Annotated in this window: 16 protein-coding genes and 2 tRNA genes; 8 read left to right on the top strand and 10 right to left on the bottom strand. The window is 66.1% G+C overall.

Annotated features, from left to right (window positions below; translation table 11 throughout):
* Positions 1-127 precede the first annotated feature (127 nt).
* Positions 128-212: transfer RNA gene (locus E4J89_RS13460), tRNA-Leu, on the bottom strand.
* Positions 213-322: 110 nt separating this feature from the next.
* Positions 323-796, bottom strand: coding sequence for a thioredoxin-dependent thiol peroxidase (bcp, locus tag E4J89_RS13455; RefSeq protein ID WP_136786656.1), 474 nt, complete (start codon positions 794-796; stop codon positions 323-325).
* A 90-nt stretch (positions 797-886) separates the two neighbouring features.
* Between bcp and E4J89_RS13450 the strand changes: the two genes are divergently transcribed.
* Positions 887-1,378, top strand: a complete 492-nt coding sequence (locus E4J89_RS13450; protein ID WP_136786655.1) for a MarR family transcriptional regulator — start codon at positions 887-889, stop codon at positions 1,376-1,378.
* A 135-nt stretch (positions 1,379-1,513) separates the two neighbouring features.
* Here E4J89_RS13450 and E4J89_RS13445 read toward each other — a convergent pair whose 3' ends face one another.
* The 7 genes from E4J89_RS13445 to E4J89_RS19425 all read right to left on the bottom strand — a co-directional run bounded on the left by E4J89_RS13445 (position 1,514) and on the right by E4J89_RS19425 (position 6,686).
* Positions 1,514-2,497 carry a nitronate monooxygenase gene (locus E4J89_RS13445; protein ID WP_136786654.1) on the bottom strand — a complete coding sequence of 328 codons (984 nt, stop codon included), beginning with the start codon at positions 2,495-2,497 and terminating at the stop codon, positions 1,514-1,516.
* Complete coding sequence (locus E4J89_RS13440) at positions 2,494-3,555, bottom strand: 2,3-butanediol dehydrogenase (protein WP_136786653.1); 1,062 nt, start codon at positions 3,553-3,555, stop codon at positions 2,494-2,496. Before E4J89_RS13440 ends, E4J89_RS13445 begins: the two co-directional genes overlap by 4 nt.
* Before the next feature lie 245 nt (positions 3,556-3,800).
* Positions 3,801-3,873 (bottom strand) — tRNA-Lys (locus tag E4J89_RS13435).
* 111 nt (positions 3,874-3,984) lie between these two features.
* The gene (locus E4J89_RS13430; RefSeq protein ID WP_136786652.1) at positions 3,985-5,064 is read right to left on the bottom strand and encodes a PQQ-dependent sugar dehydrogenase; all 1,080 of its coding nucleotides are present in this window, start codon (positions 5,062-5,064) and stop codon (positions 3,985-3,987) included.
* 3 nt (positions 5,065-5,067) lie between these two features.
* Entirely contained in the window at positions 5,068-5,709 is a 642-nt protein-coding gene (locus E4J89_RS13425; protein ID WP_136786651.1) for a hypothetical protein, read from the bottom strand.
* A gap of 243 nt (positions 5,710-5,952) precedes the next feature.
* Positions 5,953-6,381 (bottom strand): hypothetical protein, encoded by a 429-nt coding sequence (locus E4J89_RS13420; RefSeq protein WP_240691888.1) that lies wholly within the window; start codon positions 6,379-6,381, stop codon positions 5,953-5,955.
* Between the two features lie 149 nt (positions 6,382-6,530).
* On the bottom strand, positions 6,531-6,686 hold the full coding sequence (locus tag E4J89_RS19425; RefSeq protein WP_169304005.1) for a hypothetical protein: 156 nt from the start codon (positions 6,684-6,686) through the stop codon (positions 6,531-6,533).
* Between the two features lie 72 nt (positions 6,687-6,758).
* On the opposite strand from E4J89_RS19425, the gene E4J89_RS13415 reads away from it, so the two are divergent.
* Both E4J89_RS13415 and E4J89_RS13410 read left to right on the top strand, forming a co-directional pair.
* Positions 6,759-7,676: a LysR family transcriptional regulator gene (locus tag E4J89_RS13415; protein WP_136786649.1), complete on the top strand. Its 918-nt coding sequence runs from the start codon at positions 6,759-6,761 to the stop codon at positions 7,674-7,676.
* A gap of 13 nt (positions 7,677-7,689) precedes the next feature.
* Positions 7,690-8,289, top strand: a complete 600-nt coding sequence (locus E4J89_RS13410; protein WP_136786648.1) for a nucleotidyltransferase family protein — start codon at positions 7,690-7,692, stop codon at positions 8,287-8,289.
* A 282-nt stretch (positions 8,290-8,571) separates the two neighbouring features.
* On the opposite strand, the gene E4J89_RS13405 is transcribed toward E4J89_RS13410, so the two are convergent.
* Positions 8,572-9,048, bottom strand: coding sequence for a nucleoside deaminase (locus tag E4J89_RS13405; RefSeq protein ID WP_136786647.1), 477 nt, complete (start codon positions 9,046-9,048; stop codon positions 8,572-8,574).
* A 133-nt stretch (positions 9,049-9,181) separates the two neighbouring features.
* Between E4J89_RS13405 and ilvD the strand changes: the two genes are divergently transcribed.
* From ilvD to serA, 5 genes are all read left to right on the top strand, one after another.
* Positions 9,182-10,885, top strand: a complete 1,704-nt coding sequence (gene ilvD / locus E4J89_RS13400) for a dihydroxy-acid dehydratase (RefSeq protein ID WP_136786646.1) — start codon at positions 9,182-9,184, stop codon at positions 10,883-10,885.
* A 421-nt stretch (positions 10,886-11,306) separates the two neighbouring features.
* Positions 11,307-13,208, top strand: a complete 1,902-nt coding sequence (locus E4J89_RS13395; protein ID WP_136786645.1) for an acetolactate synthase large subunit — start codon at positions 11,307-11,309, stop codon at positions 13,206-13,208.
* Positions 13,209-13,210: 2 nt separating this feature from the next.
* Entirely contained in the window at positions 13,211-13,723 is a 513-nt protein-coding gene (ilvN, locus tag E4J89_RS13390; protein WP_136786644.1) for an acetolactate synthase small subunit, read from the top strand.
* 37 nt (positions 13,724-13,760) lie between these two features.
* A complete protein-coding gene (gene ilvC / locus E4J89_RS13385; RefSeq protein WP_136786643.1) occupies positions 13,761-14,786 on the top strand; it encodes a ketol-acid reductoisomerase in 1,026 nt (341 codons plus the stop codon).
* A gap of 190 nt (positions 14,787-14,976) precedes the next feature.
* Positions 14,977-16,566: a phosphoglycerate dehydrogenase gene (gene serA / locus E4J89_RS13380; protein ID WP_136786642.1), complete on the top strand. Its 1,590-nt coding sequence runs from the start codon at positions 14,977-14,979 to the stop codon at positions 16,564-16,566.
* Positions 16,567-16,646 lie beyond the last annotated feature (80 nt).

Below are 16,646 nucleotides of genomic sequence, written 5' to 3'. Positions count from 1 at the left end.
GCCGCGGGCGGTGCCGGGAGGCCGGGGCTCATCCCGAAGAGCCCCGCGGTTGTCGCGGAGCGGGACCGGGAGGCCGTGGCTTAACGCAAAGAGCCCCGCAGCTTCTGGGCTGCAGGGCTCTTGTTGGTGGTGCGCAAGGCGGGACTTGAACCCGCACGTCCGAAGACACTGGAACCTAAATCCAGCGCGTCTACCAATTCCGCCACTCGCGCATGTGCTCCGGGCCGGACTGCGGCCGTTGAGGAACAGCAATTAGTCTACCGGCAACCGGGGCAAGTCTCCGGCGGGTCCTGCCGGCCGCCGGCAGGACCCCTGTCGGGACCTAGTTGTCCAGGCCCAGGTCGCGCCGCAGTTTGGCCACGTGCCCGGTGGCGCGGACGTTGTACTGGGCCAGGGCCACCTTTCCCGCGGGGTCCACCACGATGGTGGAGCGGATCAGGCCCTCGTAGACCTTGCCGTAGTTCTTCTTTTCTCCCCAGGCGGCGTAGGCCTCGGCCACGGCGTGGTCTTCATCGGAGAGCAGGGGGAAATTCAGCTGCTCGTTCTCGGCGAATTTCACCAGCTTGGGGAGCGGGTCGGGGGAGATGCCCAGCACTGCGTAACCGGCTCCCTTGAGTGAGGCGAGGTTGTCACGGAAATCGCAAGCTTCCTTCGTGCAGCCCGGTGTCGAGGCGGCAGGATAGAAGTAGACCACAACGTTTTGGCCACGATAGTCGGCCAGTGAAACGGTGTTGCCGGCTGAGTCCGGGAGCGTAAATTCCGGCGCGATGTCGCCAGTTGAAAGTCGTTCGGCCATGGGGCAGCTCCTTCGCGATTTCGGGTTTCAGCACCAGCATAGCCAAGTCGGCCCCCTGACAGCCGGGGCAACATACGTATACTTGAGGGCATGCCGGATTTGAAAAATTGGCCGATGCCACGGTTGCTCTCCACCGCCGCGCGGTTGGTGGAGCATGAGTGGAACGACAAATTAGCCGGCCTCGGACTGACACACGCCGGCGTTATCGCCCTGGAAGTGTTGGCCGCCGATGGCGAGATGACCCAAGCGCAATTGGCGAACCGGGTGCGTGTGCAGGCCCAGACCATGGGTAAGACGCTGGGCCGGCTTGAAGTGCACGGGCACATTGTCCGGGCCCGTAGCGAGGTGGACCGACGTCGGCAGATCGTACAGATCAGCGACGAAGGCCAGTTGGCGCTTAAGAAGGCCGCGGAGTTGGAGCGGCTGCTCAGCAGCGGCAATGGCGACCAGATGGACGAGCTCAAGGAACGCCTGACCGTCATCATCCGCAGGCTCGGCAACACCCGTTTTGGCATCGGCGGGGCCGAACCCATCGACGTCGTCGAGCTCGAAAACCTCGAGAACCTCGAAGACGGCGACTGACCCGCCTTTCCAGCGCCGTTTTTTGCCGGCCTTGTCTCTCCACCGGCGGAGTCTAGGTCTTCACCACGCGAACTTCGCGAGCCTCGCGCCTGCTCGTTAAGGGATGCCGGGCCTCTATCACCGGAAGGCCAGGCTTCACCAGCGGGATGCCGACGCCCTCAAATGCGCGCGGAACCCGGCAAGATCAGCCACCACTTCGGCAGCAGTTTCCCCTCCGTGCGTGATGCCCGCAGACTGGCCGGCATAAACGGGTGCTTGGGCTACGTCCGCATCGCGGCGTGCTGCATCAATTGCCTCCGTGATCCGCGGAGCTGAAGCCACTTCGGCCTGCAGTGCCTCAAGGTCGTCCGCCCAACGGTCGCTGAACTGGTTGCGCAGCGCGCGGCCGCCGAACTCGGCGGGCCAGGGTACCTGCTGGGCGATGTCGAAGGCACGGGTGTAGACCGTGTCGTCCGTACCGGCACCGGCGATGGCCTCTTTGGCCCTGGCGGGGCTGGTGGATTCAGTGCAGGCCGCGAACCGGGTCCCGATCCACGCACCCTGCGCCCCGGCCGCCAGTACAGCTGCCACACCCCGTGCCGTCGCGATCCCGCCGGCAGCCAGGACCGGTTTCTCCGTCTGGTCCAGCGCCAACTGCAGCAGTGGCAAGGTGGCCACTTCGTTACGACCGTGGCCGCCACCTTCGCTGCCACGGACCACGACGACGTCGATGTCATCTTCCAGCGCACGCTGAAGGTCCGCGTGGTTCCCCACTTGCATGGCCACCAACGCGCCGGCGTCGCGGGCCATCGAAGCTGCCGCACTGGGATCGCCGAAGCTGATGCCGACCAGGTTCGGACGGTGTTCCAGCACCACCCGCAGTGGCTCCAAGGACTCGCTCAGCACCCACGCCATTAGCCCCGCGCCCCACGGCTTGCCCGAGGATGCAGCCAACGCCAGCTCGCGCTGCAGCCAATCCGTGGCGACTCCGCCGCCGATGCCCACCATGCCCAGTCCGCCGGCAGACGAAACCGCCGCAGCCAAGCGGCCGCCGGCAGCCCCGGCCATCGGGGCGTTGAAGATCGGCTGGGTCAGGCCAAGGCGGCCGCAGAGGTCATCGGAGGCTGGGGAGAAACTCATGCCGTCGGATTCACCAAGATCTTTACGTGCTCCTCATTGTTGTTAATCAGCTGGTCGAAGCCGCCGGAGACGAGGTCGTCCAGCGGGATCTTCGCGGTGATGAACGGGGCCAAATCCAGCTTGCCCTCCTGCACCAGCTTAATGGTGCTGGGATGGTCGTTCGCGTAGCCGATTGTCCCGCGCAGGTCGATCTCTTTGAGCACCAAGGAAGGCATATCCACTTCGGGCTTGTGGCCCCAGATGGAGACGTTGACAATGACGCCACCCGGCCGGACGGCATCCATCAGCATGTTCAGGACAACCGGGACCGAGCTGCACTCGAAACCGACGTCGGCGCCCTTGCCGCCCGTCAGGTCACGGACGCGCTGGGCAACATCGCCGTCCCTCGGGTCGAATACTTGATCCGCGACGCCGGTGTCCCGGGCCATTTTCTTGCGCGCCTCGCTGAGTTCCGAGATATAGACGGTCAAGCCGGAGGCCTTGAGTACGGCCGCGGTCAGCAAGCCAATGGGCCCAGCCCCTCCGACAATGGCGGTATCGCCGGACTTCGCCTGGCTGCGCACAAAAGCGTGGTGTCCCACCGAGAGCGGTTCGATCAGCGCCGCCTGGTCCAGCGGAATGTCCCCGATCGCGTGGACCCAGCGGCGCTCCACCACGATCTTCTCGGACAGCCCGCCGCCGCGTCCGCCCAGCCCGATGAAGTTCATGTCCTTGGACAGCTGATAGGCATGGCCGGGGCCGGTCTCGACGTCGCTGTGGATGATGTAGGGCTCAACCACCACGTTCTGGCCGACTTCCAGGTCGGTGACTCCGTCGCCCAGGGCGGAAATCGTCCCGGAGAACTCATGTCCCATGGTCACCGGTGCCTCTTCGCCCGAGATGGGGTGTGGCGAGCCCTTGGGCGGAATGAAGATTGGTCCTTCCAGGTACTCGTGCAGATCGGTGCCGCAGATGCCGCACCACGCCACGTCGATGGCGACCGTTCCGGGTTTGAGTTCCGGCTCCGGAATGTCCTCGATCCTGATGTCCCTCTGGTCGTAGTAGCGCGCAGCTTTCATGACGGACTCCTCAAACGCAGGCTGGGCCTTCATCCTACTGACGATGCGCAGCTTATTGAATGGCAGGACTACGTTCCGGCAAGAGGTCCGGCAGGGGTCCTCAGCGGCCGGCAAACCAGGTGGCCGTGCCGGCCGGCAAGGTGTTGGCAAGCCCTAGGAGTCCATGCCAACAGCCCAGGCCGATCAGGGCAAAAAAGAAACCCCGCCCGGCGAAGCTTTTCGCTTTGCCAGACGGGGTTTGTCTGTGCACCCCCCGGGACTCGAACCCGGAACCCATTGATTAAGAGTCAATTGCTCTGCCAGTTGAGCTAGAGGTGCATCTGTTCCTGAAGGTCTCAGCAGCGGTTTCCCTCTGTTTTTTCCCTCGCAACGACATGTAACTCTAGCAGGACATTTCTGCGAAAGTGAAATCGAGAGGGCTTTTGTAGCCTACTTCACAGGAACGGCCAGCATCCGGTCATTGTCAGTGCCGTTGGTGAGCACCCAGAGTCCTCCGCCCGGAGCAGCGACGACGTCGCGCAGCCGGCCGAATTCGCCCTCATAAAAGGCCTCGGGCTCTCCGGCTGACGTGCCGTCCAGTTCCACCTTCCATAGCCGCTGGCCGCGCAGCGCGGCAATCCATGCCGTGCCGTCCACCAGGGCCATGCCGCTCGGTGAAGCATCCGCGGTGGAGGGCCAGACCACTTTGGCGTCGATGAACCGATCGTCGCCGGGGGCACCGGTCACCTCCGGCCAGCCGTAGTTGCCGCCGGCTTCGATCAGGTTCAGCTCGTCGTCCCGGTCCGGGCCGAACTCCGTGGCCCAGAGGCGGCCGTCCGCGTCCCAGGCAAGTCCCTGCACGTTGCGGTGGCCGTAGCTGTACACCGGGCTGTCGCCGAACGGGTTGCCAGGCGCGGGATCGCCGTCGGCAGTGACGCGAAGGATCTTGCCACCCAACGAGGAGCGGTCCTGGGACCGGGAGGACACCGCTGCATCACCGGTGGCGATGTAGAGGTAGTCATCCGGGCCGAACTTGATCCTGCCCCCGTTGTGGTTCCCGGCTTTGGGGATTCCGGTGACAATCTCCCGCCCGTCGCTGAGCTGGCCGTCTTTCCAGCGGTAGCTGACCACGCGGTTGTCCTCTGGCGAGGTGAGGTAGACGTAAAGACGGGCATCGGCGTCGAAATTGGGGCTGAGCTCCAGCCCCAGCAATCCTCCCTCTCCGGTGGTTTCCAGTGGGGACTCCACCGGGACCGCGGCCACTGTTTCGCCGTCCACAACGTGTTTGATCAGGCCGGTGTTGTTCTCCGAAATGAGGGCGCTGCCGTCGGGCAGTACCGCGATGGACCACGGCTCGTCCAGCCCGGAAGCCGCGGTGCCCACCTCCTGGTTGGCCCCGGCGCTGCCGCCGCTGTTCGGCGCGCCGCTGACACCGCCGGTGCATCCGGTCAGGACGGTGGCCAGCACCACCGCCAGGCCCAGGTCGGCATTGCGCAGCTGTTTGACGCGGTCTTTGCTCTCGGCGTCCACGCGTTATCCCCTTCGCCGGTCCGGCCCGTCTCCGTTCTCAGCTGCGACGGACGATTCGATGACTGCCTCGCCCGCATAGCCGAGCCATTCGGTTTCATCGTAGAGGGGTTGGGTGGTGTGCGGCGACTGCTCGGCTGCCGCATCTTCGACGTCGGCAGGAGGCGGTTCCTCCGCCCCGGCGCCCTGCGCGGTGGTGGTGCCGGTTGCCCCCGGGGACTCCGGCATCGTCTCCTCGACCACCATGTCTTCGTCGGCAGCCGCAGTGAGGACCTCTTCCTCGTACATGGCGTCGGCGACGTGCTCCTGCCGGTTACCCGAGTCACCGAGCGGCCGGTCGGCGTCTGTGTCGCGGGCCTGCCGCTCCTGGTCGCGGGCTGCGTCTGCGGGATCTGCCGGAGGGTCGGAAGGGCGCGACGGCGGTGGCTGGCTCACAGCCGCGGTACCGGCGGGCGTGTCCTCCGGCATGGGAGGTGCGTTGGCAGCGGCGGCTTCGGCCCCGCCGTCGGAAGGGCCGCGAGTGAGGTTGCCCGGAGCTTGGGCTGTGGCTCCGGCGTCGGAGGATCCGGAGTTGCGGGAGAAGAGCCACCACAGCAGGGCAACAACGATCATCACCACAACGATCCCGACGACCCACATCCAGTCCATGGCCTTCACCTTCCAGTTGATGGTTATGGTGCACTGGTCCCGACGTTACGTCCGGGGGAGAACAGTGTCCATAGAACCGGCGGCCCGGTCAGCAAGGGGCTTACGGGCGGCTGAGCGCGGAAAACAAAGGCGGCTGCGCAGGCCGGGGCGTGCGCCTGGGCCCGGATATCCAGGGCGGCGGCGTGCACAGGGCGGGCACCTGGCCCGGGAAGCCAGGGCGGCTGTGTAGGCCGGCTCGGCAGCCTAGGCCCGGAAGATCAGCTCCGCCATGAAGCTGTGGAAGTCGGGCTGGTCCTCGGACTGGTCGATGGTGCGCCCCTCGCCGGGCAGCTTCCCTTCGGCCTGCACGCCGAAGCGGAACGTCCTACCCGTGCTGGTGCCCACTTCGTATTCACCGCCGCCCAGCTGGACCGCGTGCGAGAGGTTGGTCATGTTGATGGCAACGGGGACCCCGCCGGCCGTCAGGCTGGTGCCGTCGAACGGCGCGACGACCAGTTCCTGAGGCCGCCAGCGGTAGCCGATCACGTAGCAGTGCCCGGTATCGCCGCCCGGCGCTCCGTGGATGTTGTCCTGGCGGCTACTGCCGAAAACCAGGTTGTAGTCGCCGTAGTTGGGAATCTGGGAGTCAAAGATGGCGCTGAGCGCGTCCTTGAGTTCGTCGCTGGTGGGCATCGTGACCTTTGAATCTGCGGGGTGGGCTGGGCGGACGGCGCGTGCGGTGGCGGAAGCGGGCATTGCTCCCGGTCAGCCTAGGGGGCCGGACCCACAAAAAAGCGCCTGGCCCTTGTGGTGCCCGGCGCTCGATTGCGGTGGTGGAAAGGTCAGACGGCGTCGACCGCTTTCACCGGCATGGCCGAGTGGTCGGTCTCCCACGCGTGGCTGCGCGGCACCGGACCATGGTCACGGCGAACAACGACGGCGAGGCGCGCCAGGACGGCGGCCATCCCCACTACGGTCAGGGCTACTGAGACTGTCATGCCTACATTGTCAACTGCTCGGACCTTCAAGTTCAATCTAACGTTGCTAACCACACTATGTAGGATCGCTTTATGGACATCAGGCGGCTCCAAATTCTGCGGGAACTCGGCGACCGGGGGTCCGTCGTCGCGACGGCGGCTGCGATGAAGGTCACAGCCTCAGCGGTATCCCAGCAGCTGAAAGTGCTGCAGGAGGAAGTCGGCGTCACCCTGGTGGAGAAAGCCGGCAGGGGAGTGCGCCTGACCGAGGCTGGGCTCGCGATGGCAGCAGCTGCCTCGGACGTGTCTGCCGCCATGGAGCGCGCGCAGGCCACGGTGGACGGGTACCGCAGCGGCTGGCAGAACCAGATCCGTGCCGCATTCTTTCCCAGCGCGGCGGAGATGTTCCTGCCGGGCTTGATGTACCGGCTGCAGGAGATCGAGGGGCTGCACTTCGAACCCTGTATGGAGGACCCCTCCGTGGACGGCTTCCTGCGGTTGGCCGCCGACTACGACTTGGTGCTGGCACATAGCCAGCAGGGCGTGGAGGCCTTTGCGCGGAGCGGCATCACCGTGCTGCCCTTGCTGGACGAGCCACTGGATGTGGCTATGCCGGCCGGGCACCCGTTGGCCGAATTCGACGCTCTCAAGCCCGAGGACGTGGTGGGCTTCCCATGGATCGGTGTGCCTCCGGGCTTCCCTTTTGAACAAGTGCTGCGGCAGATCGAAGCACGCACCGGCCGGCTGGCCAAGCGGACCACGCGCTACGCCGACCTGCGGGTCATGGAAGCGATGGTGGCCGCCGGGCACGGCCTGGCGATCGTGCCGCGCTTCACCTCGCGCAAGGCGCAGACGGCCCGCGGTTTCGTGATGCGGCCGCTCGAAGGGATCCGTGCCAGCCGCAGCATTGTGGTGTTGGCCCGCAGCGATGTAGCCGAACGCAGCAGCGTGCACAGGGTCATCGGGATGCTGCAGCAGGAAGCTGTGGCGATCGCAAGCCAGCAGGGTTGAGGGGACGGGCCCGATGAAGACCCCTGTCCACGGTGTGCTGCTGGCGGCCGGTGCCGGGCGGCGGCTGGGTCTCGGGCCGAAAGCGCTGCTGGCCGGTGCGGATGGGGTTCCGCTGGTCCGGAAGGCCGCGGAGGTGCTCCGGCACGGCGGCTGCGCCAGCGTGGCGGTGGTCCTGGGCGCCGGCGCGGCCGAAGTGCACGTGGCTGCTGATCTGGCAGGCTGCTCGGTGCTGGTCAATGAGCAATGGAGCGAAGGAATGGCCGGATCGCTCCGCCTCGGCGTGCAGAGCGCCCTGCCCGACCAGGCGGTGCTCATTGCGCTGGTGGACCAGCCTGGGATCAGCCCCGAGCTGGTGGCCCGGCTGATCGACGCTGCCCAGCCGGGGCGGATCATCGCGGCCGGCTACCGCAGCCCGGAGGGCAAGCTGCGCCGCGGGCATCCGGTCCTGTTTGCGCCTAGTTTGGCAGCCCGGGCAGCAGAGCAGGCCACGGGCGACGCCGGTGCGCGCCCGTTCTTGTCGGCGCACCCCGAACTGGTGGAACTTGTGGACTGCTCGGACCTCTCCGATGGCGGCGACATCGATACGCCAGCGGACCTCGGCCGGCTCCGGTAGCGCCCGGCGGTGGTGGGCTGGCAGCCTTTTCGTGAAGGCGGGGTAAATCGGTCAGGGCAGGGGCCATGGAGGCCGCCCTCACCGATTTACCCCGCCCTCGCTGTTGGGAGTACGGGTCGCCTGCCCTGGGCCGGATCTCGGTGCGGCCGCAAGCGGCCTTACTCGATCACCGGGTTAGCGGGCAGGGGGTTTAGTTGCCCGGCGGCCCGGCGGTGCTCGATCACCGGGGTGGCGGGCGGAAGCGGCCTTATTCGATCACCCGGGGATGCAGACAAAGGCCGGTCAGTATTCCACTTTGTCCGGCAGCCGGTCCCAAAGCCGGAACGGTGCCAGGTAGTCGGTGGTTTCGTAGCCGTCGCGGACCACGGGCATGAGTTGCTTATCGCCCTCGGGGCCGAAGTAGTCGTAGAACAAGGCGTCGTCGAAACCGGAGCTGGCGGCGTCGTCGCGGTCCGCGGCATAGACAACCCGGTCAATCCGCGCCCAGAGCGCCGCGGCCAGGCACATGGGACATGGCTCGCAGCTGGAATACAGCACCGCGCCGGACAGGTTGAACCCGGTCTCCGCGGCGGCCCGGCGGATCGCCACCACTTCGGCGTGCGCGGTCGGATCATTCGTCGCGGTCACACGATTGACCCCGTCGAAGATCTGTCCGTCCCGGGTGACCACCGTGGCGCCAAAAGGTCCGCCGGACTTGCCGACGTTCTCCACGGCGATTTCAACGGCCCGGGCCAAGTACTCGTTGTTTCCGGCATTCATGGGCGCAGACTAACAGGCAAGCGTGGCCAACACCACAGATGCGGGCGCGTCGGTGCCGCCTCGGCACCCGCGGCAAGGCACCGCCGTCGTAATATGCCCTGAAGACTGCGGCGCGGGTCATAGAATCAAACCCATGAGCGCGGACGTAACCCCTGATATCAAGCCCCGTAGCCGGGTAGTCACCGATGGCATCCACGCCGCTCCGGCGCGCGGAATGTTTCGAGCAGTGGGAATGGGGGACGACGACTTTGCCAAGCCGCAGATCGGCGTCGCCAGTTCCTGGAACGAAATCACCCCCTGCAACCTTTCGCTGAACCGCCTGGCACAGGGCGCCAAGGAAGGCGTGCACGCTGGCGGCGGCTTCCCGATGCAGTTCGGCACCATCTCCGTCTCCGACGGCATTTCGATGGGCCACGAAGGCATGCACTTCTCGCTGGTCTCCCGCGAGGTCATCGCGGACTCGGTGGAAACCGTCATGCAGGCGGAGCGCATCGACGGGTCGGTGCTGCTGGCCGGCTGCGACAAGTCGCTGCCCGGCATGCTGATGGCCGCGGCCCGGCTGGACCTGGCCTCCGTCTTCCTCTACGCCGGATCCATCATGCCCGGCTGGGTCAAGCTTGAGGACGGCTCCGAAAAGGAAGTCACCCTCATCGACGCTTTCGAAGCCGTCGGGGCGTGCGCTGCCGGCAAGATGAGCATGGAAGACCTCACCCGCATCGAAAAGGCGATCTGTCCCGGCGAAGGTGCCTGTGGCGGCATGTACACCGCCAACACCATGGCGTGCATCGGTGAGGCGCTGGGTATGTCCCTGCCCGGCTCGGCCGCGCCGCCCTCCGCCGATCGCCGTCGTGATGAATTTGCCCGCAAGTCCGGCGAGGCGGTGGTGAACCTGCTCCGCAAGGGCATCACGGCCCGCGACATCATGACCAAGAAGGCGTTTGAGAATGCCATCGCCGTCACCATGGCCTTCGGCGGCTCCACCAACGCCGTGCTGCACCTGCTGGCGATCGCCCGTGAGGCGGAGGTGGACCTGACGCTCGAGGACTTCAACCGGATCGGCGACAAGATCCCGCACCTGGGTGACCTCAAGCCGTTCGGCCGCTACGTGATGACCGACGTGGACAAGATCGGCGGCGTGCCCGTCATCATGCGGGCGCTGCTCGACGCCGGCCTGCTGCACGGCGATTGCCTGACCGTCACCGGCAAGACCGTGGCGGAAAACCTGGCCGAGATCAACCCGCCGGACGTGGACGGCAAGATCCTGCGCGCGCTGGACAACCCGATCCACAAGACCGGCGGCATCACCATCCTGCACGGTTCCATGGCCCCCGAGGGCGCCGTGGTCAAGAGCGCCGGCTTCGACGCCGACGTCTTCGAAGGCACCGCCCGCGTGTTTGAACGCGAACAGGGTGCACTGGACGCACTGGACAACGGCCAGATCAAGGCCGGCGACGTGGTGGTGATCCGCTACGAAGGCCCCAAGGGCGGTCCGGGCATGCGCGAAATGCTGGCGATCACCGGCGCGATCAAGGGCGCCGGGCTGGGCAAGGACGTGCTGCTGCTCACCGACGGCCGGTTCTCCGGCGGCACCACCGGGTTGTGCATCGGGCACGTGGCGCCGGAAGCGGTCGACGGCGGTCCCATCGCGTTTGTGCGCGACGGCGACCGGATCCGGGTGGACATCGCCGCCCGCAGCTTCGACCTGCTGGTGGACGAAGCCGAGCTGGAAACCCGCCGGGTGGGCTGGGAGCCGTTGGCGCCCAAGTTCACCTCCGGCGTGTTGGCCAAGTACGCCAAGCTGGTGAACTCGGCCTCCACCGGCGCCTACTGCGGCTAAGCACGGCAAGGTTCGGCAGCCGTAACGGCTGAACCACGACGGCGGGTGCGCGCCCCGCGCGGGCCGCGCACCGCCGTCGTACCTCCCCGTCGTATTTCCGCAGGGGAGTGGCCGGGACCGCCCGGAGGGCACGGCGTCCATGTTTTGGACTCAATTGCCCAAATAGTGAGACACAGATGTCTCAGGTTGACACTGGTAAGCGCGTGGCACGAAACTGAAGCCATGCAAAGCGTATCCGTGGTCGTCCTTATCAAGCGCGTGGCGTAACGCCCGTCTGGTTCGACCACGTCACGCGCTAACCCCATCGGAGCCAACCGGCTCGACGGGGTTTTTTTATTTGCAGAAGAGCACAGGGCCTTCTTCCGCTCGCGGAGGACGGCAAGCACATCAAAGAAACGTAAGATCCGCAAAGGAAAATCCGATGACTAAGGGATCGCCAATCAGCCCCTCGCTGATGGCTCACAAGGCGCCGGCCGCGGCCGACGCCGTCAAAACCAAAGATGTAGCTGCCTCTGTCTCTTCCGTCGTGGACGGCCTCAGCCCGGTCATCGGGCCGAACAACATCGTGCCGCCCACGGAAATGACCGGCTCACAAGCCGTTGTCCGTTCGCTGGAAGAACTGGGCGTCGATGACGTCTTCGGGTTGCCAGGCGGGGCTATCCTCCCCACCTACGACCCGCTCATGGATTCGGCCAAGATCAACCATGTCTTGGTCCGTCATGAACAGGGTGCAGGCCACGCCGCACAGGGTTATGCCATGGTGACCGGCCGCGCCGGCGTCTGCATTGCCACCTCCGGGCCAGGCGCCACCAACCTGGTCACCGCCATTGCCGACGCGCACATGGATTCGGTGCCGATGGTGGCGATCACCGGGCAGGTGTCCTCGGCCGTGATCGGCTCGGACGCGTTCCAGGAAGCGGACATCGTCGGCATCACCATGCCGGTCACCAAGCACTCCTATCTGGTCACCAAGGCGCAGGAGATTCCGCGCGTGCTGGCCGAGGCGTTCCACATTGCCACCACCGGCCGCCCCGGCCCGGTGCTGGTGGACATCACCAAGGACGCCCAGCAGTCCATGATGAGCTTCTCCTGGCCGCCGAAGATCGACATCCCCGGCTACCGCACGGTGGTGCGCGGGCATTCCAAGCAGGTCCGTGAGGCGGCCAAACTGATCGCCGCGGCCGAACGCCCGGTGTTCTACGTGGGCGGTGGCGTGATCAAGGCCCACGCGTCCCAGGAGTTGCGCGAGCTGGCCGAGCTGGTGGGCGCCCCGGTGGTCACCACGCTGATGGCCCGCGGCGTGTTCCCGGATTCGCATCCGCAGCATGTTGGCATGCCGGGCATGCACGGCTCCGTCTCCGCGGTGACCGCGCTGCAGCAGGCAGACCTGCTGATCACGCTGGGCGCCCGCTTCGATGACCGCGTCACCGGCGTGCTGAGCACTTTTGCCCCGGGTGCCAAGGTGATCCACGCCGACATCGACCCGGCGGAGATCTCCAAGAACCGCACGGCCGATGTGCCGATCGTGGGCTCCGTCAAGGAAATCATTCCGGAACTGGCCGACGCCTGCCGCGAGCGATTCGCTGCGGAAGGCACGCCCGACCTCTCCGCCTGGTGGGCCATGCTGGACCGGCTCCGCGAGACCTACCCGCTGGGCTTCTCCGAACCCGACGACGGCCTGGTGGCCCCGCAGCAGGTGATCCAGCGGATCGGCGAGCTGACCGGGCCGGAAGCCGTCTACGTTGCCGGCGTGGGCCAGCACCAGATGTGGAGCGCGCAGTTCATCAAGTACGAGCGCCCGCACGCCTGGCTGAACTCGGGCGGCTTGGGCACCATGGGCTACTCGGTGCCGGCCGCGATGGGCGCCAAGGTGGGCAACCCGGACCGCGTGGTCTGGGCGATCGACGGCGACGGCTGCTTCCAGATGACCAACCAGGAACTGGCCACCTGCCGGCTGAACAACATCCCCATCAAGGTGGCGGTGATCAACAACTCCTCGCTGGGCATGGTCCGCCAGTGGCAGACCCTGTTCTACGACGGCCGGTACTCCAATACCGACCTGAACACCGGCCACGACACCGTGCGCGTGCCGGACTTCGTCAAGATGGCCGATGCTTACGACTGCGTGGGCCTGCGCTGCGAACGGGTCGAGGACATCGACGCCACCATCCAGCAGGCGCTGGCGATCAACGACCGTCCGGTAGTGATCGACTTCGTGGTCAGCCCCAACGCGATGGTGTGGCCGATGGTCCCCTCCGGCGTGAGCAACGACCTCATCCAGATTGCCCGCGACATGACCCCCGTATGGGAAGAGGAGGACTAGGCATGGCCCGCCATACCCTTTCAGTGCTGGTGGAGGACGTCCCGGGTGTACTGACCCGCGTCGCCAGCCTCTTCGCCCGCCGCGCATTCAACATCCATTCTCTGGCGGTCGGCCCGACGGAAGCTGACGGGTTTTCCCGTATCACCGTGGTGGTCGAGGCCGAGGGTGATCTGCTGGAGCAGGTCACCAAACAACTGAACAAGCTCGTCAACGTCATCAAGATCGTCGAGTTGGTTCCCGAAACTTCCGTGCAGCGCGACCACATCCTGGTCAAGGTCCGCGCGGATGCCGCAACACGGCTGCAGGTAACCCAGGCAGCAGATCTGTTCCGTGCCTCCGTGGTCGACGTGTCCACAGACTCGTTGGTTGTGGAGGCCACCGGCACCGCCGATAAGCTCGAAGCTCTGCTTGCAGTGCTGGAGCCGTTTGGCATCCGCGAAATAGTCCAATCCGGAACGCTGGCCATTGGCCGCGGCTCCCGCTCGATGAGCGACCGCGCGCTGCGTTCCGCCTGATTCCTTTCCACGAAATACCCAACAGGAGAAACCCAAAGTGACTGAGCTGTTTTACGACGACGACGCCGACCTCTCGATCATCCAGGGCCGCAAGGTCGCTGTCATCGGTTACGGCAGCCAGGGCCATGCCCACGCCCTGAGCCTGCGCGATTCCGGCGTTGACGTCCGCGTTGGCCTGGCCGAGGGCTCCAAGTCCCGCGCCAAGGCCGAGGCCGAGGGCCTCAAGGTCCTCTCCGTCGCCGACGCGGCCGCCGAGGCCGACGTGATCATGATCCTCACCCCAGACCAGGTCCAGGCCAAGGTCTACGCCGAATCCATCGCGGACAAGCTTGAAGAGGGCAACGCCCTGTTCTTCGGCCACGGCTTCAACATCCGCTTCGGCTTCATCCAGCCGCCGGCCAACGTCGACGTCGCCCTGGTTGCCCCCAAGGGCCCGGGCCACATCGTGCGCCGCGAGTTCGAAGCCGGCCGTGGTGTGCCGGACCTGATCGCCATCGAGCAGGACTACACCGGCGGTGCCAAGGCACTGGCGCTGTCCTACGCCAAGGGCATCGGCGGCACCCGCGCGGGCGTCATCGAGACCACCTTCACCGAAGAGACCGAGACGGATCTGTTCGGCGAGCAGGCAGTGCTCTGCGGCGGCGCTTCGCAGCTGGTGCAGTACGGCTTCGAGACCCTGACCGAAGCCGGCTACAAGCCGGAGATCGCCTACTTCGAGGTGCTGCACGAGCTCAAGCTGATCGTGGACCTGATGGTCGAGGGCGGCATCGCCAAGCAGCGCTGGTCGGTTTCCGACACCGCTGAGTTCGGCGACTACGTCTCCGGCCCGCGCGTGATCACCCCGGAGGTGAAGGAAAACATGAAGGCCGTCCTCGCGGACATCCAGAACGGTTCCTTCGCCAAGCGCTTCATGGACGACCAGGCCAACGGCGCCAAGGAATTCCTGGAACTGCGCCAGAAGGGTGAAGACCACCCGATCGAGGCCACCGGCCGCGAGCTGCGCAAGCTGTTCTCTTGGATCAAGTCCGATGACGACTACACCGAGGGCGTCACTGCCCGCTAGTCCGTGCTACGGCCGGCGCCCACGGCGGGCGCCGGCCGTCACTTTCTGCCTCACTGTCGTTCCGGCGGAGGCGCCGGGCCCGCCGGTTCGGTAACAACTGGGGGACCGGGCGGCAGCCGTTCTAGACTGGACCCACCCCCACTTATAGACGCACGGCCATCACCATGCATGCAGCGAAGGAACAACCCCTGTGGAAAAACCAGTAGTTCTCCTTGCCGAGGAACTCTCCCCAGCTACCGTCGAAGCCCTCGGGCCTGACTTCGAGATCCGCCAGACCGATGGAGCCGACAGGTCCCAGCTGCTGACCGCGATTGCCGACGTCGACGCCATCCTGGTCCGCTCCGCCACCAAGGTGGACGCCGAAGCCATTGCCGCGGCAAAGAACCTGAAGATCATCGCGCGCGCCGGCGTGGGCCTGGACAACGTGGACATCAAGGCCGCCACGCAGGCCGGTGTCATGGTCGTGAACGCACCGACCTCCAACATCATCTCCGCCGCGGAACTGACCGTCGGGCACATCCTGGGCCTGGCGCGCCACATCCCGGCCGCCAACGCCTCGCTCAAGGGCGGCGAGTGGAAGCGCTCCAAGTACACCGGCACCGAGCTCTACGAAAAGAAGATCGGCATCATCGGCCTCGGCCGCATCGGCGCCCTGATCGCTGCCCGCATGCAGGCGTTCGAGACGCAGATCCTGGCCTTTGACCCGTACGTGACCAGCGCCCGCGCCGCCCAGCTGGGCGTGCAGTTGGTCAGCCTGGACGAACTGCTGGAGCAGTCGGACTTCATCACCATCCACATGCCCAAGACCCCGGAGACGGTCGGCATGATCGGCGCCGACGCCTTCGACAAGATGAAGGACACCGCCTACGTGGTCAACGTGGCCCGCGGCGGCCTGATTGACGAATCCGACCTGTACGACGCGCTGAAGGAAGGCAAGATCGCCGGCGCCGCCGTCGACGTCTTCGTCAACGAGCCCAGCACCGACCTGCCGTTCTTCGAACTGGACAACGTTGTGGTCACCCCGCACCTGGGCGCCTCCACCGCTGAAGCCCAGGAAAAGGCCGGCATCTCGGTGGCCAAGTCGGTGCGCCTGGCGCTTGCCGGCGAGCTGGTGCCCGATGCCGTGAATGTGGCCGGCGGCGTGATCGCCCCGGACGTCCGCCCGGGCATCCCGCTGATCGAAAAGCTCGGCCGCATCTTCACCGCGTTGACCCACGATTCGGTGACCCAGATCGACGTCGAGGTCGCCGGCGAAATCGCCGAGCTGGACGTCAAGGCCCTGGAGCTGGCCGCGCTCAAGGGCGTGTTCAAGGATGTGGTCTCGGAGCAGGTTTCATACGTCAACGCCCCGGTACTGGCCGAACAGCGCGGCATCAACACCCGCCTGATCACCACCACCGAGTCCGAAGAGTACCGCAACGTGCTCACCATCCGCGGCGCACTGTCGGACGGCTCCCAGATCTCGGTCTCCGGAACGCTGACCGGCCCCAAGCAGATCCAGAAGATCGTGGCCATCAACGGCTACGAGGTGGAAATGCCGATCAGCGAGCACGTCATCGTGTTCCTCTACGAGGATCGTCCCGGTGTGATCGGCACGCTCGGCCGGTTGCTGGGCGAGCAGGACATCAACATCGCCGGCATGCAGGTCGCCCGCAATGAGGACAGCAAGCAGGCGCTGGCTGTGCTGACCGTGGACAGCGCACTCCCGCAGGACCTGCTGGACCAGCTGACCGTGGAAATCGGCGCCGTCGTCGCGCGCGAAGTGGACCTGCAGGACTAACGCTCCAGCCGCAGTAAAGCCCGCCCGGTCCTCGCTGCACTCGCAGGACACGGGCGGGCTTTGGCCCGACGCGCGGGTCG

The organism is Arthrobacter sp. CAU 1506 (genome assembly GCF_005047635.1).
Classification (GTDB): Bacteria; Actinomycetota; Actinomycetes; order Actinomycetales; family Micrococcaceae; genus Crystallibacter.
This window is presented reverse-complemented; position numbering and strand designations above follow the sequence as displayed.